The organism is Corynebacterium sp. NML140438, assembly GCF_001875725.1.
GTDB lineage: Bacteria > Actinomycetota > Actinomycetes > Mycobacteriales > Mycobacteriaceae > Corynebacterium.
In genome coordinates this window covers 84,827-105,687 of sequence record NZ_MLCQ01000018.1, presented here as the reverse complement: position 1 = coordinate 105,687, position 20,861 = coordinate 84,827, and the positions used below count along the sequence as shown (strand labels likewise).

General features: G+C 58.6%; 18 protein-coding genes and 3 tRNA genes. 4 read left to right on the top strand and 17 right to left on the bottom strand.

Annotation, left to right across the window (positions count from 1 at the left end; all coding sequences use genetic code 11):
• Window positions 1-23: 23 nt before the first annotated feature.
• On the top strand, window positions 24-716 hold the full coding sequence (locus BJP08_RS05705) for an IclR family transcriptional regulator (protein WP_071568699.1): 693 nt from the start codon (window positions 24-26) through the stop codon (window positions 714-716).
• Here BJP08_RS05705 and BJP08_RS05700 read toward each other — a convergent pair.
• From BJP08_RS05700 to gltX, 7 genes are all read right to left on the bottom strand, one after another.
• Window positions 697-996, bottom strand: coding sequence for a hypothetical protein (locus tag BJP08_RS05700; RefSeq protein WP_071568698.1), 300 nt, complete (start codon window positions 994-996; stop codon window positions 697-699). The genes BJP08_RS05705 and BJP08_RS05700 overlap by 20 nt on opposite strands.
• 30 nt (window positions 997-1,026) lie before the next feature.
• On the bottom strand, window positions 1,027-1,794 hold the full coding sequence (locus BJP08_RS05695; RefSeq protein ID WP_071568761.1) for a carbonic anhydrase: 768 nt from the start codon (window positions 1,792-1,794) through the stop codon (window positions 1,027-1,029).
• A gap of 163 nt (window positions 1,795-1,957) precedes the next feature.
• Window positions 1,958-2,030: transfer RNA gene (locus BJP08_RS05690), tRNA-Glu, on the bottom strand.
• A 237-nt stretch (window positions 2,031-2,267) separates the two neighbouring features.
• Window positions 2,268-3,215, bottom strand: coding sequence for an alpha/beta hydrolase family protein (locus BJP08_RS05685; RefSeq protein WP_255364774.1), 948 nt, complete (start codon window positions 3,213-3,215; stop codon window positions 2,268-2,270).
• Window positions 3,216-3,299: 84 nt separating this feature from the next.
• Window positions 3,300-3,372 (bottom strand) — tRNA-Glu (locus BJP08_RS05680).
• A gap of 28 nt (window positions 3,373-3,400) precedes the next feature.
• Window positions 3,401-3,472, bottom strand: a tRNA-Gln gene (locus BJP08_RS05675).
• Between the two features lie 169 nt (window positions 3,473-3,641).
• The gene (gltX, locus tag BJP08_RS05670) at window positions 3,642-5,141 is read right to left on the bottom strand and encodes a glutamate--tRNA ligase (protein ID WP_071568696.1); all 1,500 of its coding nucleotides are present in this window, start codon (window positions 5,139-5,141) and stop codon (window positions 3,642-3,644) included.
• 90 nt (window positions 5,142-5,231) lie between these two features.
• Between gltX and BJP08_RS05665 the strand changes: the two genes are divergently transcribed.
• Complete coding sequence (locus BJP08_RS05665) at window positions 5,232-6,347, top strand: isochorismate synthase MenF (RefSeq protein WP_071568695.1); 1,116 nt, start codon at window positions 5,232-5,234, stop codon at window positions 6,345-6,347.
• Window positions 6,348-6,353: 6 nt separating this feature from the next.
• On the opposite strand, the gene BJP08_RS05660 is transcribed toward BJP08_RS05665, so the two are convergent.
• The 7 genes from BJP08_RS05660 to BJP08_RS05630 form a co-directional block, all read right to left on the bottom strand.
• Complete coding sequence (locus BJP08_RS05660) at window positions 6,354-7,145, bottom strand: fumarylacetoacetate hydrolase family protein (protein WP_071568760.1); 792 nt, start codon at window positions 7,143-7,145, stop codon at window positions 6,354-6,356.
• A gap of 37 nt (window positions 7,146-7,182) precedes the next feature.
• Complete coding sequence (locus BJP08_RS05655) at window positions 7,183-8,652, bottom strand: cell wall-binding repeat-containing protein (RefSeq protein ID WP_369816403.1); 1,470 nt, start codon at window positions 8,650-8,652, stop codon at window positions 7,183-7,185.
• Window positions 8,653-8,710: 58 nt separating this feature from the next.
• The gene (locus BJP08_RS05650; RefSeq protein WP_071568694.1) at window positions 8,711-9,727 is read right to left on the bottom strand and encodes a 3-isopropylmalate dehydrogenase; all 1,017 of its coding nucleotides are present in this window, start codon (window positions 9,725-9,727) and stop codon (window positions 8,711-8,713) included.
• Window positions 9,728-9,799: 72 nt separating this feature from the next.
• Complete coding sequence (gene serA, locus BJP08_RS05645) at window positions 9,800-11,386, bottom strand: phosphoglycerate dehydrogenase (RefSeq protein WP_071568693.1); 1,587 nt, start codon at window positions 11,384-11,386, stop codon at window positions 9,800-9,802.
• 56 nt (window positions 11,387-11,442) lie between these two features.
• The gene (locus BJP08_RS05640) at window positions 11,443-12,216 is read right to left on the bottom strand and encodes a hypothetical protein (RefSeq protein ID WP_255364773.1); all 774 of its coding nucleotides are present in this window, start codon (window positions 12,214-12,216) and stop codon (window positions 11,443-11,445) included.
• Between the two features lie 106 nt (window positions 12,217-12,322).
• A complete protein-coding gene (locus BJP08_RS05635) occupies window positions 12,323-14,206 on the bottom strand; it encodes a DUF262 domain-containing protein (protein ID WP_071568691.1) in 1,884 nt (627 codons plus the stop codon).
• A 21-nt stretch (window positions 14,207-14,227) separates the two neighbouring features.
• Window positions 14,228-15,142, bottom strand: coding sequence for a cation diffusion facilitator family transporter (locus tag BJP08_RS05630; protein ID WP_071568690.1), 915 nt, complete (start codon window positions 15,140-15,142; stop codon window positions 14,228-14,230).
• Between the two features lie 99 nt (window positions 15,143-15,241).
• On the opposite strand from BJP08_RS05630, the gene BJP08_RS05625 reads away from it, so the two are divergent.
• Window positions 15,242-15,646 carry a hypothetical protein gene (locus tag BJP08_RS05625; protein ID WP_071568689.1) on the top strand — a complete coding sequence of 135 codons (405 nt, stop codon included), beginning with the start codon at window positions 15,242-15,244 and terminating at the stop codon, window positions 15,644-15,646.
• A 65-nt stretch (window positions 15,647-15,711) separates the two neighbouring features.
• Here BJP08_RS05625 and ilvC read toward each other — a convergent pair whose 3' ends face one another.
• Genes ilvC through BJP08_RS05610 form a run of 3 tightly spaced genes read right to left on the bottom strand, consistent with a single transcriptional unit; the run spans window position 15,712 to window position 19,180 of the window.
• A complete protein-coding gene (gene ilvC / locus BJP08_RS05620) occupies window positions 15,712-16,725 on the bottom strand; it encodes a ketol-acid reductoisomerase (protein WP_071568688.1) in 1,014 nt (337 codons plus the stop codon).
• Window positions 16,726-16,785: 60 nt separating this feature from the next.
• Window positions 16,786-17,304, bottom strand: a complete 519-nt coding sequence (gene ilvN, locus BJP08_RS05615; protein ID WP_071568687.1) for an acetolactate synthase small subunit — start codon at window positions 17,302-17,304, stop codon at window positions 16,786-16,788.
• Window position 17,305: 1 nt separating this feature from the next.
• Window positions 17,306-19,180, bottom strand: a complete 1,875-nt coding sequence (locus BJP08_RS05610; protein ID WP_071568686.1) for an acetolactate synthase large subunit — start codon at window positions 19,178-19,180, stop codon at window positions 17,306-17,308.
• 239 nt (window positions 19,181-19,419) lie between these two features.
• Here BJP08_RS05610 and BJP08_RS05605 point away from each other — a divergent pair, with 239 nt between their 5' ends.
• A complete protein-coding gene (locus BJP08_RS05605; RefSeq protein ID WP_071568685.1) occupies window positions 19,420-20,850 on the top strand; it encodes a mechanosensitive ion channel family protein in 1,431 nt (476 codons plus the stop codon).
• The last annotated feature ends 11 nt before the right edge of the window (window positions 20,851-20,861 follow it).

Sequence of the window (20,861 nt, the reverse complement as noted above, 5' to 3'; positions counted from 1 at the left end):
AGTGAGATGGTAGAATCCATGACGTGAGACAGTATAGCGAAGACTCTGGTATTAAAGTGCTCGATCGCTCGATTTCAATCGTACGAGCGGTCGCAGGTGGCGACAAAACCCTCGCCGAGCTCAGCGAAGCAACCGGCCTGCCCCGCGCAACAACACACCGTATCGCCACCGCGCTCGAGGTCCACAACGTGCTCGCCCGGACTGAGGACGGCCAGTGGACAATCGGCCGAGCCCTCTCCCACTTCTCGGGGCACTCCTCCCCCCGTTTGCTCTCTGCAGCTGCACCAATCATGCGCAGCTTGGTGGAGTCCACCGGCGAGTCGGTGCAGCTCTACAAGCTCAGCGGCGATACCCGAACCTGCATCGCGGCAGAAAAGCCCGAGAGCGGCCTCACCTACACAGTTCCCGTAGGCTCGCAGCTCTCGCTCACTGCGGGTTCTGCCGCTCGAGTATTCGCCGCCCACTCTCTTATCGACGCCTCCCCGTTCCCCGCCGAAGACCTCAAAAAGATTCGCGAAACCGGCCTCGCCGAATCGATCGCGGAACGTGAAGTTGGTCTCGCGAGCCTATCCGCGCCCATCACTAACCCGGACGGATCAGTCATCGCTGTACTTTCCGTTTCAGGGCCTGCCGAGCGCCTCGTTCCCACCCCGATCCAAAAGTGGGGCTCCGAACTCCACGAGGCTGCTCAACAGCTCACCGAGGCGCTGCGGTAGTCTCCAATCGCTGGCGCCGCTGTCCACCTGCAACGAGGCCCGCACGCTTCGCCTTCACCGTTCGCACGCCGAGATACACCCAGGCGGCCACAGCGCAGCCGGACAGGAACGCTGGTAGCGGCTGGTGCAACAATGTGTTCGACGTCGTCGCCGCACCGAACGCCGCCAAGTTCAACCACACGTCATACACCGGGGCGATGAATTGGCGGTTCAACACGTGCAGGGCTGCAATAATCAGCCCGCACGCGAACGTGATGGAGAGCAACACTGTTATCAGCACGTGACCAGCGTACTCCCTATCACTGCTTTGTTAGCTCGTGGCGTCCAACGTGAGCTCACGGCCATTTTGGTCCTGAACAGGACGAGCATTCTTGCCGATCAGCGATTCGAATGCTTGCAGTTGCTCAGCTGAGGCAGTTACCGGCTGCGTCATTACGATCCAGCGAACGTTTTCAGAGCAAGGTGGCGTCGTCAAAGAGCCTCCATACGTGATGTACTCATGTGATGCTGGAAGAGCGTCTGCAATGTTGATTTCCTCTTGAGAAATATGTGAGGTATCCACGTTCTCTGGCGCATTATCAAGCAGATACTGCACTAGCTCGTTCGGTGCGCCTTCCTCAAGCAGAATTCCAAGGACTGTAATGCCACCTGCCGCATTCTTGTGCACAAAGTGGATCTCGCCAGGAAGCTGCTTACCATCGACCTCGTGCTCTGCAGGAGTGTGCATGTGCAGCTGCGCGAGCTCCAGATCCTCACCGTCGAGAGTTACCTTCTGCATTGTCGACGGTGTGTACTGCAACGTGTGTCCGTTATTCAGGACTTCACCCGTGCTGGCAGCATATGCAAACTCTATGTCTGCCAAGTCCTCAGGGGTAGCGTCACTCAAGTTGATTGGGCTTTGCTCCTTGCCATTTCCACAGGCCTCGAATTCGGCCGAAAGCTCGCCCCAGTGCTCTGGAGCACCGTCTCCTTCGTACCCCCAATGGACCTCACTCGTTGCAGCGGCCTCAGTTGAAGACGACGGCGCATCCGTCCCCGCTTCAGAGCAGCCTGTCAGCACTAAAACGCTGGCGCTCATAGCAGCGAACACAGCATACTGTGTTTTTCTCATTCTATGTTCACGTTCCTTTCATCTTTGGGTTTGGCCTCCGATGGTACGCGAATCACATAGCGTGTAAACTGCATGCCTTTGAAACACTGAAAAAGAAAAAGCAGCCAGTGCTTGCACTGACTGCCATTTGTACCCCGTACGGGATTTGAACCCGTGTTACCGCCGTGAGAGGGCGACGTCCTAGGCCGCTAGACGAACGGGGCGTGCTCGCTTTTGCGACCCGTTAACAATAAACGCCACCCTATAAACTCTCCAAATCTGCAGGCCACGCGCCACTTTCCCGCAACGCCCCTTCGATGGTTCGCCATGACGCTCGCAGCCTGTGCTCGAAAACTCCCCACGTATGTGCCCCCTCGACAATTTCATGCCACGTTACGTCGAGGCCCTGCTGCTGCGCTGTCTCAGCGAAATACTTCGAGCACGCATAGACGTTGCTTCGATCACCATGGGGGCGCCGGGCACGCCCTGCTCGACGACGTCCCCCACATGTTGACCGGGTTCCCCTTGTTCATTGTCACCCCTGACGAGGTATAAATACCGCCGAGCACGCCAGTCGTCGCCGGGCAGCCCGAGTAGGACGCGGCCGCCACGAACCGATCCGGAGCATTCGCGGCGATGTCCAGCGCGGGGCCGCCAGACATCGAGATGCCGGCAATAGCGTCGTGGCCGTTGCCGTGGAAGTGGGCGTCGATAAGTGGAGGTAACTCACGACTCATGTAGGTGAGCCACTTGTTGGTACCTGTAGCCGGGTCCTCTCGATACCAATCGGCTTGCATGGAGGACACCGACCCCTTCGGTGTAATGACATTGACGTGCTTGCCAGCGAAGAACGCTTGATAGTCCGAGGAATTAGCCCAGCTGTAGCCACCCGCGGCGCCATCGGCTCCCATCATGAGGTAGAACGTTGGTCGAGGAGCGGTACCGCTCGGCAACAACACATCGTTCACCACCTCCCGCTGCATCGACGGCGACCACACCGTGAGTTCCCACAAATCCCCTTCAATATGGCGCATAGTCCGCAGCTCAGCGGGCAGCACATCACGCTCCGGAAACGTTGCTGATTCATCGCCCCTCGACGACCCAGTGGAGCTTCCCGGATACAGCTGGTACATCGATGAACCAAGCTCTCCCCTGCCTAACGCAACCAACACCGCTGCAGGAATGGCAAGTAATGGCACCGCGGAACTCAGGCTGAGTGCCGCCAACAATACGCTTGCTGCATCGAGCGCACTTGACCCTGACCGCGAAGGCTCGCCGGTGAAGATCGACGACAGCGGGTTGTTGCGGGCCGAGCTGGCCTCCGCCTCAACTGGCACTAGCTGCGCCTGGACCACCAGTAACACCACCGAGGCTGCTAGGACACAGCGCATTCGCATAGGGATCCGCATAGGAAAATACTGTACCAACCATGCTGAGGTCCGGATCTGGGGAACAAAGCAAAACAGCCAGTGCAGTGCACTGGCTGTTACTTGTACCCCGTACGGGATTTGAACCCGTGTTACCGCCGTGAGAGGGCGACGTCCTAGGCCGCTAGACGAACGGGGCATTAGGACACAGAACCGAAGTTCTGTAGCTGGCCTACCTGGACTCGAACCAAGAATGACGGTACCAGAAACCGTTGTGTTGCCAATTACACCATAGGCCATTGTTTTTCTTCACTTACAAGACTAAACTATTTCTTTCGTTTTGCCTTGCTCGCTCTGAACAACGATGACTACTATAACCATAAAGCCCAATACGGCACAAATCGCCAGGTCAGGGCAGAAAAAGAGGTATCGCAAACTATGCGATACCTCTTCCTATTCGACTGTGCTTTAAGCCTCAGGCGCGGTGTACGGGGTCACTTCACGCGCTGCACGCAAGCGCGCCATCGTGGACTCCTTCCCCAGCAGCTCCATCGACTCGAAAAGCGGTGGGGATACTTGCTCGCCGGAAATGCCGACACGGAGTGCGCCAAAAGCGACGCGTGGCTTCAACTCCAGCTCTTCGATCAGTGCGGTGTGCAGAGCCTTCTCAATAGACTCAGTGGTCCAGTCTTCTTCAGCGACGGCGTCGAGTGCTGCGATGCCGGCGTCGAGAGGCTCGACAGCAGTGTCCTTGAGGTTCTTCTTCGCCGCTTTCTCGTTGAGTACAAGATCCGCGTCCGGAGTAACAAGGAATTTCAGCAGTCCATACGCATCCGACAGCACCTTGATGCGGGTCTGGACGAGCTCCGCTGCGAGCGCGAACTTGTCGGCCGGGTAGTCAGCTGGGAAGTCTGTGAACTCGGTCAGATAGTCGCGCAGACGCTGTTCAAAGTCTTTCGGTTCGAGCAAGCGGATGTGGTCAGCGTTAATCGCTTCCAACTTCTTCTGGTCGAAGCGTGCGGGGTTACCAAGCACATCAGAAACATCAAACGCCTCGACAAGCTGATCAACACTAAAGATGTCTTCATCGGAGGACAATGACCAGCCCAGCAGTGCGAGGTAATTAATCATGCCCTCAGGGATGATGCCATTGTCGCGGTGGTTGAACAGGTTCGACTCCGGGTCGCGCTTGGAAAGCTTCTTGTTGCCCTGTCCCATCACGAACGGCAGGTGTGCGAACTCTGGCGTGAAGTCGGTGACACCAATGCGCTGAAGAGCCTCGTAGAGAGCAAGCTGGCGTGGTGTGGAGGATAGCAAGTCCTCGCCACGCAGGACGTGCGTCACCTGCATCAGAGCATCATCAACCGGGTTGACCAACGTGTACAGCGGCGCGCCGTTCGAGCGAGCAACCACGTAGTCCGGCTGTGTCTGCGACTTAAAGGTCACCTCACCACGCACCAGGTCGTTCCAGGTCCAGTCTTTGTCCGGCATACGCAGACGCCACACGGGCTTGCGCCCCTCAGCTTCGAACGCAGCAATCTGTTCGTCGGTCAGGTCGCGGTCAAAGTTGTCGTAGCCAAGCTGTGGGTCACGCCCTGCGGCCCTGTGACGCTCCTGCACCTCTTCGTTCGTGGAGTAGGCCGGGTAGACCTCGCCAGCCTCGATCAGCTTGTCCAGGATCTCTTTGTAGATATCCATGCGCTGCGACTGACGGTACGGCTCATGCGGGCCACCGACAAGGACACCCTCATCCCAGCTCAGGCCCAACCACTTCAAGGAGTCAATGATCGCCTGGTAGGACTCCTCGGTGTCGCGGGCTGCGTCGGTATCTTCGATCCGGAAGATCAACGTGCCGCCACTGTGCCGTGCCTGCGCCCAGTTGAACAGGGCCGTACGCACCATGCCTACATGTGGTGTACCTGTTGGGGACGGACAAAATCGGACTCGCATCGTTGCTGGTTTATTCATGCGCCTAATCGTAGCGCCCTTGCACCATCAAGTCGCATATGGCAGGCCTTAATACGGACCTCGCGGCTGCACCTAGTAAAATAGGACCACATGTGTTCAGCCCGCCCTTCCACCGCACCTGACTTCTTGCTTTCCCGAAGCACCGGGTCGGTGCGCACCCAAGGTGCTCATCAAACGTTTTCAGATGCATGGAAAGCTATCGACGCCCTCGAGTCCGGCGACGTCGAAATGGTGGTTGGTGCGCTCCCCTTCGACAAAGATACGCCTGCGGCGCTGACAGTTCCGGAATCCATTGTGCGTGAACCTGGCACCCTTGAGCCTCACCCGTATTACCGGGTCGGCCCTGGTGCGCAGCTCCACGCGTCGCTTATCGACGTCGACCCCACCCCGGAAGAGCACCTTCGAAGAGTTGAAGCGGCGGTCTCCACAATCCAGAGTTCCATGCTGGACAAGGTGGTCCTCGCCCGCGCAGTTGACATCGAGTTTGATCCTCCCGTCGACCCTCGTCTCGTCGCTGCGAGACTCATCGACCTTTCCTACACCCGTGATGGGTTCATCGCGGACCTCACACCAAGTGGGCGCGTCGGGCACTTCTTCGTCGGCTCGTCGCCTGAAGTCCTGGTACGGCGCAAAGGCAACATCGTAAGTTCGTATCCCTTAGCAGGCTCGGCCGCTCGCGTTCCGCACGATCCAGCAGCAGATGAGGCGAATGGCCAGGCTCTCTACAACTCTGCCAAGGACCGCGACGAGCACGCATACGTGGTCGAGCACATCCGCGAAATCTTGACGCCATTGTGCTCGCAGCTCGAGATCCCGGATGGGCCCCGGCTGGATAAGACGTCAGAGATGTGGCACCTCGCCACTCCAATTCGCGGGGTGCTGAAGGATCCGGCGCCAACCGCACTCGACCTAGCGCTTCGCCTCTACCCGACCCCCGCTGTATGCGGAACACCACCCGCTGCGGCGGGGGCGCTCATCACCACCGCAGAGACCGACCGCGGGTTCTACGCGGGCACTGTCGGCTACACCGACAGCAACGGCGACGGCGAGTACATGGTCGCGATCCGCTGTGCCGAAGTCAACGCCACCGGAACTCAAGCACGGGCGTGGGCCGGTGGTGGCCTCGTTGCGAGCTCTATCCCTCAGGAGGAGCTCGACGAGACTACGGCCAAGCTGCGCACGATCATGCGCGCGCTCGGCCTCTAGCCCAGGCTAGGCGCGAGCAACCGGGTTAGCCAACGAGCCGATGCCGGGGATCTCGACTTCGATGACGTCGCCTGGCACCATTTCAGCGGTTCCCGCAGGCGATCCGGTAGAGATAACGTCGCCCGGCAACAACGTGAACGACTCACTGACCCACTCCACAATCTCGCCAATCGACTTAATCATCTGGTTTGAGTTGGAATCCTGCTTCGTCGCGGTTTCCCCGTCGTGCGTGAGGTGCGCCTTGATAGCCAGCGAGTCAAAGTCGAAGCGCTCAAGATCAGTCTCAATCCATGGACCGAGAGGAGCAAAGGTATCCATGCCTTTCGCCCGCGCCCACTGTCCATCCGAGAACTGCAAATCGCGAGAACTGACATCATTCATGATGGTGACGCCCCGCACCACCGATTTCCACTGATCCGCCTTCACATTCTTGCACGGCACACCAATCACAAGAGCGAGCTCTCCCTCGAACTCGACGCGGGTGGCAAACTCAGGGATACGGATCGGCGCGCCCGGTCCAACAACGGCTGTCGGCGGCTTGATGAAGATAGTTGGCGGCAGATCATCCGCCGTTTGCTGGAAGACTTCCTTCACGTGGTCTGCGTAGTTACGGCCGACTGCCACGATTTTCGACGGCAGCGTCGGCGCAAGCAGCCGCACATCTTCAAGCTTCCACTCTTTCCCGGTGAACTCGGGATCGGTAAACGGCGTGCCTGCAATCGCACGCGCGGTCGTTGCAGCTTCATCAATAACAGCGAAGGTCATGCCTTCGGGTGTAGCAATTCGTCCAAAACGCATAGGGACGAGCATACAACCCCGACGGCCGCACGCCACGTCATTGGTAGCTGACGAACCACGGCCTTGGCTGTACGTCGGTATATGTCTGCTCAGGGCTGAAGGTTGGCGTGTCTTCGTCGATAAAGTTCTTCCAAGCCATAAAGAAATCAGGGCTCAGCCCTTGACGCAGTACGTTCCACGTCTCGAACTTCTGCTCAGGTACGCCGTGCCCATCCGCATGAAGCACCCAAGCCAGTTCTGGCTGATCGGTGCGGATGTTCTCTCGGTCCGGGTACATGTCCAGACGGAATTGATGCAGAATCAGCAACTTCTGGGGCAGTTTATGTTCCCGGACCATGTTCGCGAGCCAGTCGGCGACCGCGTTAATCTCCCCAGAGGTTGCCGAGCCGATTCGGGACAGCGGCTGCTCGCCGGGGTTCAACTTCCACTCTGCATCAAGGGCTAACCCCACATTGGGCCGAAGCAGGAGTTCCTCATAGAGTCGAGCTTGGTGGAGGAAATCCCCTTGGCCGGGCTGAAGGTCGAGCACCGCGTATCCACCGGCCTCTGTAATCGCGTCAATGTACGGTACGAGGTCTTCAATCGCCGTCTCGTTGGAGTAATCCCCATCCACGCCTGGCGATTGAGAAGCCACCGTGACAATGATCTCGAATGCCGGAATGACCGGTTCGCCGTCCAACGGTTGATACTTCTGCGCGTACTCCTTTGCAAGCTGCGCCGCCTCCGCTGGCGGCTGCTCGCCCATGACGCCGAGGGCTGGACCCGATGGGTGCCCGTACAGCGCGATCATACGGCGACCTGGGAAGACCAGACCACCGCCACCGGGAAGTTCACCGTGCGTCGCAAGCGTGATCTTTTCCCGGTAGGCATCGGTGCTGCCCCACTGACGCCCAAGCGCGATCGTATCTTGCTCGAGGACCGTGCGCATCGAGTCCGAACTCACTCGCGGATCCGGAAACTGCAAAACCTCGAGGTTCGCACCCGCCGCCCGCGCAGACACCGCCGCGCCGAGCGATGTCTCCTCCGTCACCAAGATCGGCGGAAGCGTGAGGGCTGCAGGTTGCTGCAGCTGCGAGGCCGCAACCGCAGCAATATCGCGCTCTGGGCTTCCGACTTCTAGCGGCTCCACGCCCGCAGACCGCGATGGTGTGATGATCTCTGTAGCCCCGAGGCGTTCAATTTCCGCGTCAACAGCCTCTTCCGCGCCCGGCCAACGCACCAACAGTGGGACGCCACGTTCCAGCGCAATTGCAGCGCCTATCAGCTGCGACTCTCTGGCTTTGTCGGCGACGACGACAGCCTCCGAAGCGGGATACAACCGCTTGGAAACTTCCACACCCGTGCCGTCGGGGTCCTGCACAACCTCCGCACCGGACATCTCTAAGGCTTGTGCGTCCTGAGCCCCGTTTCTGGCATCACCGGATGAGCACGCGCTCAAGCTCGCGATTGCGACGCCGAGGGCAGCCAGGACACTACTTACACGATGCCGGGTTGAAGCCGTCTTCAATGTCTCCCGCCTTTCCTACACGGAGGTTCTGTTTGAATCTGGCCTCAACCCTACGTGGTTACTTCAGCGCGGCGGCAATCCGGTCGCCGACCTCCATTGTCACAATAGGTGCGCCATCGCGGCTTGCTACTTCCTTCTCAACGGCCACTTCAATCTTCTCGGCGTTCCCCTCATCCCCGAGGAAGCGCAGCATCATCGCGACGGAAAGAATCATCGCGCACGGATCTGCGATCCCTTTGCCCGCAATATCCGGCGCGGAACCATGGACAGGCTCAAACATCGATGGCGTGACTTTTGCCGCGTTAATGTTGCCGGAAGATGCGAGGCCAACACCGCCTGCAACCGCCCCCGCCAGGTCAGTAAGGATGTCGCCGAACAGGTTATCCGTCACGATGACGTCGTACTGCGCCGGGTCGCTGACCATGTAAATAGTCGCCGCGTCGATGTGGTGGTAATTCGTGGTGACGTCCGGAAACTCCTGAGCGACCTCGTCGAAGACTCGCTGCCACAAACCGCCCGCATTGACCAGGACGTTCGTTTTGTGCACCAGTGTGAGCTTCTTGCGGCGCTGCTGTGCGAGTTCGAATGCATACCGCACGACACGTGCAACGCCGTAGTAGGTGTTTTGGGAGACCTCGGATGCAACCTCGTGCTCGGTGCCCGCACGCAGAGTCCCGCCATTACCGGCGTAGAGGCCTTCGGTCCCCTCACGAACAACAACGAAATCAATATCGCCCGGCTGTGCGAGCGGCGAGGTCACGCTCTGATACAGGCGCGACGGGCGCAGGTTGACGTAGTGATCCAGCTTGAAGCGCAGTGGCAACAGCAGCCCACGTTCGAGCACCCCGGCGGGAACTTTACGAGGATCCCCGATTGCACCAAGCAGAATCGCGTCGTGTTCACACAACGCCTCGAGGTCGCCGTCGGTAAGCAGCTCGCCGTTGCGCAAGTATCGACGCGCACCAAGATCAAACTCTGTGGTCTCGACGTCAGAGCGGACAGCATTCAGGACTTTGAGCCCCTCTGCCATCACTTCGGGGCCGATGCCGTCCCCGCCAATAACAGCAACCTTCATTTTTGGGATTCCTTTCTCACCAGACGGACAGTGCGCTTAGTGTAACACTGTCCGCCCGTGACGGAACCTCCTTTAGGAATCCAAATCGAGCTGGATCGAAGTGGCGTCGATAGACTGCGCAATCTGCTCTTCGAGCTGCTCTGGGACTTCCTTATCTACACGGAGAATCAGCACCGCGCCATCACCCTTCGTGGTGCGGGTCAGTGCCGCTGCATCAATGTTGATGTCGTGTGCGCCGAGCTGCGAGCCGACCTTACCCAGCGCACCAGGCACGTCGGTGTAGCGGAAGAACAGGTTGCGGCCTTCCGCACGCATGTCGACACCGCGGCCATTGATGCGGACAATCTTCTCGACGCCCTCCAAGCTGGTCAGCGCGCCGGTCACAGTAGCAGTCTGCCCCTCAGCACCGATGGCCTGCACCTCGAGAGCGCTACGGTGCGTCAGCGCCTCAGTTTCTGTCTCTACCGTGTAGCTCAACCCGCGAGCCTCAGCGATAGCAGGAGCGTTCACGAACGTCACCTGCTCATCCACGATCCCGGAGAACAATCCTCGCACTGCGGACAGCCCTAGCAGGCTGACGTCCTCCGTAGACAGCTCGCCACGTGCCGTGATCTTTAACGAAACAGGCGCTTCCTCCAGCAGCTTGCCAGCCAGCAAGCCAAGCTTGCGCGCCAACTCGAGCCACCGAGCGACCTCCTCGCCGGCATTGCCACCAGCAACGTTGACTGCATCGGCGACGAACTCGCCGGCAAGTGCCTTCAACACAGAATCCGCAACATCAGTGCCCGCGCGGTCCTGCGCTTCCGCGGTAGACGCACCCAAGTGCGGCGTTACGACAACCTCCTCAAGCTCGAACAACGGCGAATCCGTGCAAGGTTCGGTTGCATATACGTCAAAACCAGCACCACGGATGTGGCCCGACTTGATGGCGTCGGCAAGCGCCTGCTCATCCACGAGCCCGCCGCGTGCCGCATTGACAATGATTTGCCCCGGCTTCGACTTCGAAAGCAGCTCCGCATTGAACATGCCTGCGGTTTCTTTCGTCTTCGGCAAGTGGATCGTCACAAAATCTGCACGAGCCATCAACTCCTCAAGCTCTACGAGCTCGACACCCATCTGCGCTGCTCGCGCAGGGTTCGCGTAAGGATCGTATGCGACGATGGTGGTTTCGAACGCAGACAGACGGTGTGCGAACAGCTGGCCAATGTGGCCGAAGCCGACAATGCCAACGGTCTTGCCGAAGATCTCGGTGCCCTTAAACGCTGAGCGCTTCCACTCACCATTACGCAACGTGGCATCAGCTGCTGGAATCTGGCGGGCGGTAGAAAGTAACAGTGCGATTGCATGCTCACAGGCTGAGTGAATATTCGAGGTTGGGGCGTTCGCAACCATCACGCCGTGCTCGGTCGCCGCCGGAATATCAACGTTGTCAAGACCGACGCCAGCGCGGCCGATGATCTTGAGGTTTGTACCTGCTTCGATCACCTCACGATCAACCGTCGTTGCAGAGCGGACAAGGAGCGCGTCCGCGGAGGGGACTGCCGCTAGCAGCGCCTCACGGTTTGGGCCATCTACCCATTGGACTTCCACCGCCTCGCCAAGTGCGTCAACGGTTGACTGGGAGAGTTTATCGGCGATGAGGACAACAGGTTTCGACATAAGAATGGGGTCTCCTGAGAATCAAATAGTGTGGGTACCCCGAACACCTTAATCGGTCAACTACGGGTTGTCCTGCGGTTAGCTTCATACTTTTCTTCCGCTTGGGAAATCCTGCGCGATAACTCGTCGCTAGTCCCGAAATCCGTGCCAAGTGCGACGAGCGGACCATTCGCAAGCCCAGCAAGGGCGAACAGCGTATCAAAGGATGCCCTCGGGTCCGGCTCATCCACAACAACGACCTTGGCCCCGAAACTGCGAGCATTCGCAATCGCCGCAATCGAAGTATTCGACGTCGCCACAACGAGCGGTGCCATATCAGCATCCCTCCGCGAGAGAATCGGGAACGGTTTTGCCTGGGCCCCCTTCATGACCACGGGGTCTGCCCACGCTGCACGCAGCCATGTAGGCTCGCGCGAGCGCAACTTCGCCACCTCCCGCGCAGCAGACCCTGGCGAAGAAATCAACCGTTCCTCAAACATGAGCGATGTCATCGGCCCCAAAGCACCCCGCCCACCCGGGTCGCGGTACACACGCATCCGTCCAGTGGTTTGCGCCAGCGGCACGTCTCCGACCGTGAGCACCGTGTAAGTGTGCAAGCGCTCGGTTTCCTGCAGGATCTCATTATGACGATCTGGGTCGTAGACCAGCATCGGGGCGTGTGCCACAACAGCAATCGAGGCGGCTCGCAGCTGCGCTTCCACCGACGTGTCCGACACCACCAGTGTTTCCGAAGCACGGAAGAAATGCTGCAGCGATGCAATGCCAGTGCGATCCGCTAACACCACCGGATGCTGCTCAAACATCGCGGACACGTGGCGCGATTGATTCACCTTCCGGGCCTCCCCCAGCGGCCCCAGTTGTTGCTCTGGCGAGCAAGCAGCAAGCAGCGTCGCCGCGCACAATACTGCGAGGCAACGCTGCTTTACTCGTCCGTAGTTAATCCTCTTCGCCTTCCGGCTCTTCCTGCTCTACCTCGGGCTCTTCAACCTCAGGTTCCTCGGAAACTGGGACAGGCTCTGCTTCAGACTCGAGTTCTTCGGAGAAGTCAACCTCAGACTCTAGTTTGCCATCGATATCGCGGATCACTGCTTTATCCAGTGCATACTCAACGATGCCAACGAAGCGCTCACGACGGTCTGCCAAGAACTCCGTCCACTGCGAATTCAGCAGGTAGATCGGCGTCATCTCGTGGCCTTCGAGGACTTCATCAAACTCGTCGTCATCCATCAGCGACTTCGACTGCAGTCGCGGAATGTAGCGCTTCGGCTGATTATCCTCAATAAGCACGTCCGTGCGCTTGCCCATCGGCGTGCGGTTCAGTACTGACTGCGCCACAACTGGGTCGGCGCCGATATCGTCACAGAACGCAGGCGGGAACACGGTGTTGAAGTATGGCTGAAGCTCCGCGAACGTCTCACGGTTGAACGGCTTCCCCGTCCTCCAGTCGAGGGCACCACGCGCCATCAACAATGCGTACAAACCACGGTAGACACCGCTTTCCTCTGTCGCGGTAAGCAGACGAGATTCCGCAAACGTCGCGTCCGACACCGTACGCGGCGTCGCGTCGGTCTCCTGCAACACCCACGGGGTGACCTCGGTAACGTCAAGACCCGCACGGATAGTCGGGGCGTGCGCGCCGTAGAGCTCGCCGAAGACACCCGACCAGTACCAGCGGTTGAGACGGTCCTTCGACTCCTGGCTGTGGTCCCACTGTGGGTGCTCCGCCAGACGCGCCAAGATAGTAGCCAGTGGAACGATCTGGGAGGTGTACGGAACCTGGTCCACGCTCAAGATGCAGCGCTCAGCCATAAACTCGGCCGCTGCCTTGAACGCATCCGCCATTTCCTGCGCATGCTGGCGATAGTCGTTGAGCGAGAGGTTCAGAATATCGCCGCGGTGACCGACTGCATGCCCATGACGGCTGGTCAACAGGAGCGACATTGCACGGAGGAACTCGATGCGCCCGATGTCATCCAAGGCTGGGTACTCGCGCAACTGCTTTTCGACGCCCCGCCAATGCTCAGCAAGCAGGAAATCTGGATCCTGCGTGGCGAACATGGCCGTCAACAGCTCGAAGACGTCCATCTGAACACCAGCGGAGTTCGCGTGTGCAAAAATTTGCCCAACGCCGATCTGCGAGGTTTCCCGGTCAATGCGGATCACTGGAACGTCGTAAGCCGGCATCCAGCGCATAACTTCGTTCAGGAACTGCTTGACTGCTGCGCGCATTTCGTGGTCTTCGGCATCGGCTGCCATGTCGAGCAGCAAATCATTGCCCTCTTTCCAGAGCAGCAGCGACACAGGCACGACCCCGTGCTTCAGCATGTCTTCACGGCTCCGAATACCTTCCGGAATATCTGGGCCGAAGTGCGAACGAATTTGGCCTTCTTCGTCGACAGCGAAGACCGCCTCTACCGGCATTGGGTCGGCAGAAACAGCAGTACGCACATCCACAAAGAACCGACGGTGAATGCGGCGACCGAGGAAGTCTACTGTCGGGACAATGCCGTCGCCCTTAAAGGCGTGGTACAGCGATGTCAGGCGCTGCTGGCCGTCGAGAAGCAACAACCCTGGGTGTGGTTCCCTGACGCTGAGCTCAAGTCCTTCGAGCGGGCGTGGACGGAAGCGCATCGGCGTACCACGGGTGTCCAATGCGAGGAACGAACCGATTGGATAGCCGCGCAAGACCGAGGTGACCAGGGTACGAATGCGGTCGACGTCCCAGATGTATTCGCGCTGAAAATCGGGAAGCTGAAGCTCTCCACGCTCAGCTCGCGCGAAGAGGTCCTTGAGTGAATAGCTTGGTGTAGTAAAACCCATAAGTCATACTTTAGAACAGAATTAACAAACATTCTCGTGGCCGCGATGCTCGGGCAGTTCAACCTGGATCGTGGAATGCTCAATACCCAGCTCACGCAGCACTTTTTGTGCACTGTCAAGTATGCGTGATGCTTTCTGCCCAGGGTGCTTCACCACATGGACAGTCGCTAGGACGGACACCCCATCAAGCGACCACAAGTGCAAATCGTGGATATCCACCACGCCATCGATAGCACGCAGTGCTGGTTCGACACTCTCCACATCGAACCCAGGAGGGACCTGCTCCAGCAGCACCTGCAGTGAGTGGCGTAGCAGCGACCACGCGCGCGGCAACACCAACGCCGCAATGAGGAAGGAAGCAATAACATCCGGCAGCTGGCTGCCCGTCAACGCAATTACCGCACCAGCAACGAGCACCGCCACCGAACCAAGCATATCCACCAACACGTGTAAAAACGCCCCCTCGACGTTGACGGAGTTTTCTCGCTGACTATGCAGCACCCAAGCTGAAATTGCGTTCGCCACAAGGCCTATCACGGCGATAACCATCATCGGGCCCGTGTCGATTTCAGTAGGCGTGGAGATACGCCGAATTGCTTGCACCACGATCCAGATAGAAATAAGCAGCACCGTCAGCGCGTTTACCGCAGCCGCAAGCACTTCAACACGACGGTAACCGTAGGTGGCATTGACAGAAGCAGCACGCTTACCTATCACCACAGCGATCACCGCGATGATCAGTCCCGCTGCGTCCGACAGCATGTGCATAGCGTCTGCCATCAGCGCCATCGAGCCGGTAAGCCAGCCTCCAATGAGCTCCGCGAAGAAAACTACACTGGTAACTCCCAACGCAATCAGCAGGGCGTGTAACGGCGCATCGCCTACATGATCATGGTCGTGATCGTGGGCGTGGGCGTGTTCGTGGCTATGCAACATGCCGTGATTCTAGTTCACGTTTGAATATCGGCCAAGCGGACAGCATCGGAAGCAACCAAAACATTATTTGCTAGCCTTGACGAAAAAGAAAGGAATCACGTGACTCAGCAACCGCACGAAACCCCGAACAATCCCCCACTCGAGATTCCGGAGGAGCGACGCCACCTCCCTGCCCCATCCGAGCCAACACCAAGCAACGGTAGCTGGTGGAAATGGCTCCTCGGTATCGTTGTTTTCCTCATTCTCGCCTGGCTGCTCTGGTCGCTGTTCGAAGGTGGCCAGACTGAAGAAGAATTCAACAACACCACCCCGAGTGTTACGGCGACCGAAACCGTTGACGTCACCACCACGATGACCGAAGACACCACGGAAACGGTTGAGCCTGCAACTCCGCCAAGCTCGGAGGGCGCAGAGCCGACGGCGCAGGAAGAAATCACTACGACAGTAAATCTCAACGACATCATCAGTGAATCGCCTGAGTCCGAGGCAACACCGGCGCAATAACCCAGAACCGAAAAACTGGGAGGAACCTTCTGCAGGTCCCTCCCAGTTTTTTCATCTACGGGATCTTAAGCGGTCTCGTTGAGTGGGTTCTGTACCCAGCTCATCATCGAGCGCAGCTCCGCACCAGTCTTCTCGATTGGGTGCGAGGAGGCCTTGGCACGCAGATCCTCCAGCTCCTTGTTGCCGTGCTTCACGTTTTCAACAAGGCGCTTGGTAAAGGTGCCGTCCTGGATATCACGCAACACGTCGCGCATGCGCTCCTTGACGCTCTCGTCGATGAGGCGTGGCCCTGACAGGTAGCCGCCAAATTCAGCGGTGTCAGAGATGGAGTAATTCATGTTCGCGATTCCACCTTCGTAGATCAGGTCCACGATCAGCTTCATCTCATGCAAGCACTCGAAGTACGCCATTTCTGGCTCGTAGCCAGCCTCAACCAGCACGTCGAACCCAGTCATGATGAGGTCCTCCAGACCACCGCACAGCACCGCCTGCTCGCCGAACAGGTCGGTGACGGTCTCCGCCTCGAAGGTCGTTGGGATGACACCGGCGCGTGCACCGCCGATTGCAGCAGCGTACGAGAGCGCCAGGTCGCGACCGTTGCCCTCAGGATCCTGATCGACGGCGATCAGGCAGGGGACGCCCTTGCCTTCAATAAAGGTGCGACGAACCAGGTGCCCTGGTCCCTTCGGCGCAACCATGCCGACGATGATGTCATCTGCCGGCTGAATCAGATCAAAGTGGATGTTCAGGCCGTGGCCGAAGAACAGCGCGTTGCCAGCCTTCAGGTTTGGCTCAATATCGTTGCGGAAGATCTCCGCCTGGGAGGTATCCGGAGCCAGCAGCATGATGACGTCCGCCCATGCGGTAGCGTCAGCGTTGCTCTTAACCTCGAACCCGGCTTCCTTCGCCTTCTCTGCGCTCTTCGAGCCTTCACGCAGGCCGATGACAACCTCGACGCCGGACTCACGCAGGTTCTGCGCGTGCGCGTGACCTTGCGATCCGTAGCCGATTACTGCAACCTTCTTTCCCTGGATGATGGACAGGTCTGCATCCTGGTGGTAAAACACTTCAATAGCCATTGGTCGGCTCACCTTTCTGTATGGGTATGGAGAAATATATCGGAGTTGGTGGCGTCGCACTTAGGATTGCGATGCCATTGTTTCGGCGCCGCGTGAAAGCGCGACGTCACCGGAACTCGCCAGTTCGCGAATTCCGAACGGCTCAAGCACGTCGAGCAGTGCCCGGAGCTTCGCCGGCGTACCCGTCGCCTCAATCACGAGGGATTCGGGTGAGACGTCGACGACGCGAGCGCGGAAAATATTGGCGGCATCCACGACCTGGGGCCTGTTGCCGTTGTCTGCGCTCACCTTGACCAGCATCATCGATCGGGCGACCGTGGCGTCGTCGTCAAGCCTCTGGACTTTCACCACTTGGACGAGCTTGTTGAGCTGCTTCTGAATCTGCCCAACCGAATGCTCAGTGGCGTCAACGACAATGGTCAGGCGGTTGATACCTTCCGTCTCTGTGCTCGCAGACACAAGTGAGACCATGTTGTAGCCACGGCGCGTAAACAGAGCGGATACGCGCGTGATGATGCCATCGACATCTTGCACAAGCACCGACAACCTGTGCCGGGTAATTGTTTGCACTGGTGCCATCTTAGTTCGCTCCCTCTGTCTCATCTTCGAGTGTCGTCAACACTTCATGAATTGCCTCTGGGGTCTCGGCCGCCGATTCCTCCATGTCGAAGAATGGCCGCATCCCGAGTGCGTACTGCATGTCCGAGTTCGATGCACCCGCGGCGACCATCGGCCACACCTGCGCGTCCTCGCCGACGATGAACTCGACGACAACAGGCCGATCGTTGATGCCACGCGCCCACTCAATCGCGGGGACGACGTCCTCTTCCTTCGTAACGCGAATAGCTTGCGCTCCGAGCGACTCAGAAAGCTTCACGAAGTCAGGGACGTAGGCATCTTCCCCGCCGAGCTTGGTGTGCGAGTAGTTACCTTCATAAAACAGCGTTTGCCACTGACGGACCATCCCAAGGTTGCCGTTGTTAATCAGGCAAACCTTGATCGGCAGCCCTTCCATCGCTGCGGTGGTAATTTCCTGATTTGTCATCTGGAAACAGCCATCGCCATCAACGGCCCAGACTTCCTTGTCCGGCATCGCGGCCTTCGCGCCCACTGCTGCAGGCACCGCGTAGCCCATGGTTCCCGCGCCACCAGAGCTCAGCCAATGACGAGGCTTATCGAAGTCTAGGAACTGTGCGGACCACATCTGATGCTGACCAACGCCTGACACGTAAATGGCGTCCTTACCGACGGTCTTCGACAACGTCTCAATCACGAACTGCGGGGAAAGCTTCCCGTCGTCCTGCTTATCGTAGCCACGCGGGAACCGCTCCTGGAGATTCTGGAGCCGTTCCAACCAGGCATCCATTTTTGGAGCAGGAACATTCGGCGAGCCAGTAAACGCCGCCGTCAGGTGGGCAAGCACCTTCTTCGCATCACCAACGATTGGCACATCAACCGGACGGATCTTCCCGATCTCAGCAGGATCGATATCCGCATGGATCGTGTCCGCATGTGGTGCGAAGGTATCAACATCGCCGGTCACGCGATCGTCGAAGCGTGTACCGATCGCAATCAAGAGGTCGGCTTCTTGCAACGCACCCACAGCTGGCACAGTGCCGTGCATACCCGGCATACCCATGTAGCATGGATGGTCCTGCGGGAAGGCACCCAGCGCCATCAATGTGGTCACCACCGGGATGCCCGTCGCTTCCACAAGCTCAAGCAGTTCCTTATTCGCCGCCGACTTAACGACGCCACCACCGATATACAGCACCGGTCGTTTCGCTTGCGAGATCCTCTCCGCAGCCTTCACCACCTGCTCGTTGAGAGGCTCATCGGCCGGAACGTATCCGGTTTCCAACAGTTTCGGCGGCCATGAGAACTCCATGAGCTGCGCCTGGATATCCTTCGGGATGTCCACGAGCACCGGCCCCGGGCGGCCACTGGACGCGATGTGGAACGCAGTTGCAAGCACGCTCGGAATCTCATTGACGTCCGTGACCATGATGTTGTGTTTCGTAATAGGCATGGTGATGCCACGAATATCCGCCTCCTGGAACGCATCCGTTCCAATCATCGACGAACCTACCTGCCCTGTGATGGCGACAATCGGAACTGAGTCCAGGTATGCGTCACCGATCGGCGTGACAAGGTTTGTGGCCCCCGGCCCGGAAGTGGCGATGCACACGCCTACCTTTCCGGAAGCAACCGCGTACCCTTCTGCGGCGTGGCCTGCACCTTGCTCATGGCGAACCAGCACATGTCGCAGCTTCTCAGCTGCGAAGAGTGCGTCGTAGAGAGGAAGCACCGCGCCACCGGGGAGGCCAAAGACAATCTCGGTACCTAGCTCCTCAAGACTGCGAACGACAGCGTCGGCTCCGGTGATGAGCGGCGCGGTGCGCTCATCACCAGGCTGCGTCGATGCATTCGTCGGGGGCTTGTGTGAAGCAACCACGATGTCGAGCTCCTTAGTGTTTCTTTAACAACAACCATCGAATCAGATCTAAAACAAAAGCCCCCGACCAAGCCGTGTGGCTGTCGAGGGCGCTTGAGTTCGCGACTGTCTAGGCAAGCAGTCCGCTACGGCAAGCGCCGGGCGGAATAAGAATGACTAGTACGCGCGAAATGATCATGAGTTGAATCATACACATTCCACAGCGAAATGTGAGGGATTCGGATTATTATTCAAAAATTATGCCGTTGTCATACATTGCCGAACAGATTTGGCGCTGGTTCGCTGAGACAGGAATCAATCTCGCGCTCCTGCTCACACTCGCATTTTTAGTACCGCGAGCTGGACGTTTCTTGAACCGTCACGCTGAGCGGCAAGTCAAGGAGTCCGGCGAAACCGATGAGGCGAAAAGTCGCTTAGCCATCGTGGGCGTAGGCGTCTACATCGCCCAGATGATTGCCTACTTCTTGATTTTCGTCTTCGCGCTCCAACAACTCGGATTCTCGCTCGCGGGTGCCGCAATCCCCGCAACGGTCGTTTCAGCAGCAATCGGTTTTGGTGCGCAGAACATCATCGCGGATTTCCTTGCGGGGTTTTTCATCCTCACTGAAAAGCAGTTCGGCGTCGGCGACTATGTCGCGTTCCAGGGCAACGGCATCGATGTTTCCGGCGATGTCATCCAGATCACCATGCGTGCTACCCAGATCCGCACCATTGAGCAATCGACTATCTCTATCCCGAATTCGACAGCAAGAATCTGCATCAACCAATCCAACTACTGGTCAAGCGCGGTCGTCGTCATTCCAGTTCCCCTCCTGGGGTCAACGTCTGCGGAAGACGCGCTGCAAAGAACCCAAACCGCGGTGCAGCGGGCGCTTGCCCAACCCGACATTGCCGACGCCACCATCGACGACGTCGTGGTACAGCCTGCAATAGCGGTCAATGCCCCGGCCACAGTCGGAAGCTCATGGACCATTGATATGCGCGTGATGGTTCGGACCCAACCACTCATGCAGTGGATGGTCGAGCGCGCGATTCGCATGGCAATCCTCGACGAATTCTGGAACGAGTACGGCGCTGCGACCACATTCGAGGGCGCGCTCGTGCAAAGTCTGGAGCAGCCGACGAAGCACTTCAACGCTCAACCGACCACCGAGCGGATACCCGCCGCTTCCACACAGCCGCAAGCACTGCCCGCAGCCACTCCGATCCCGGATCCGGCCGCCATCGACGATTCAAACGACGCTGATGAAGATATGCCGGAGCCAACACGCGTATTCCGTGGCATCATGCGGCTCTCCACGGCTTTTCTCCTTGCAGGGTTCGCCGTTTTGCTCATTGTTCGTGGTCTCATGCTGCAGCCTGCGGAGGAAAGTAACGCAAACTCCGGTGTCTGGGCGCCGCCTGCCCGTCCGACGATAACCTCGAGCACACCTACCCCGGCGCCCCATGAGGAAAGCCCCGTGCTCGACACCAGCACCACCGAACCGATGTTCACCGAGACCACCGAATCGGCCACACCTACAACCACAACCACTACAAGCGAATCATCTGAATGGACGTCGGAAACCACCACGCACGAGCACGCCACACCAACGGCGACGCCAACGGTGACGGAGGAAACGGTTACGGGCGAAGCGGACGTCGATAAGGAGCAACTCCCGCAGCAGTAAGAGGATTGGCT

Excerpts from the sequence above, each read along its gene's own strand:
- BJP08_RS05695 (WP_071568761.1), bottom strand. The coding sequence starts at position 1,794 with ATGAGCGCCAGCGTTTTAGTGCTGACAGGCTGCTCTGAAGCGGGGACG.
- BJP08_RS05685 (WP_255364774.1), bottom strand. The coding sequence starts at position 3,215 with ATGCGGATCCCTATGCGAATGCGCTGTGTCCTAGCAGCCTCGGTGGTG.
- gltX (WP_071568696.1), bottom strand. The coding sequence starts at position 5,141 with ATGAATAAACCAGCAACGATGCGAGTCCGATTTTGTCCGTCCCCAACA.
- BJP08_RS05665 (WP_071568695.1), top strand. The coding sequence starts at position 5,232 with ATGTGTTCAGCCCGCCCTTCCACCGCACCTGACTTCTTGCTTTCCCGA.
- BJP08_RS05660 (WP_071568760.1), bottom strand. The coding sequence starts at position 7,145 with ATGCGTTTTGGACGAATTGCTACACCCGAAGGCATGACCTTCGCTGTT.
- BJP08_RS05650 (WP_071568694.1), bottom strand. The coding sequence starts at position 9,727 with ATGAAGGTTGCTGTTATTGGCGGGGACGGCATCGGCCCCGAAGTGATG.
- serA (WP_071568693.1), bottom strand. The coding sequence starts at position 11,386 with ATGTCGAAACCTGTTGTCCTCATCGCCGATAAACTCTCCCAGTCAACC.
- BJP08_RS05635 (WP_071568691.1), bottom strand. The coding sequence starts at position 14,206 with ATGGGTTTTACTACACCAAGCTATTCACTCAAGGACCTCTTCGCGCGA.
- BJP08_RS05630 (WP_071568690.1), bottom strand. The coding sequence starts at position 15,142 with ATGTTGCATAGCCACGAACACGCCCACGCCCACGATCACGACCATGAT.
- ilvC (WP_071568688.1), bottom strand. The coding sequence starts at position 16,725 with ATGGCTATTGAAGTGTTTTACCACCAGGATGCAGACCTGTCCATCATC.
- ilvN (WP_071568687.1), bottom strand. The coding sequence starts at position 17,304 with ATGGCACCAGTGCAAACAATTACCCGGCACAGGTTGTCGGTGCTTGTG.
- BJP08_RS05605 (WP_071568685.1), top strand. The coding sequence starts at position 19,420 with ATGCCGTTGTCATACATTGCCGAACAGATTTGGCGCTGGTTCGCTGAG.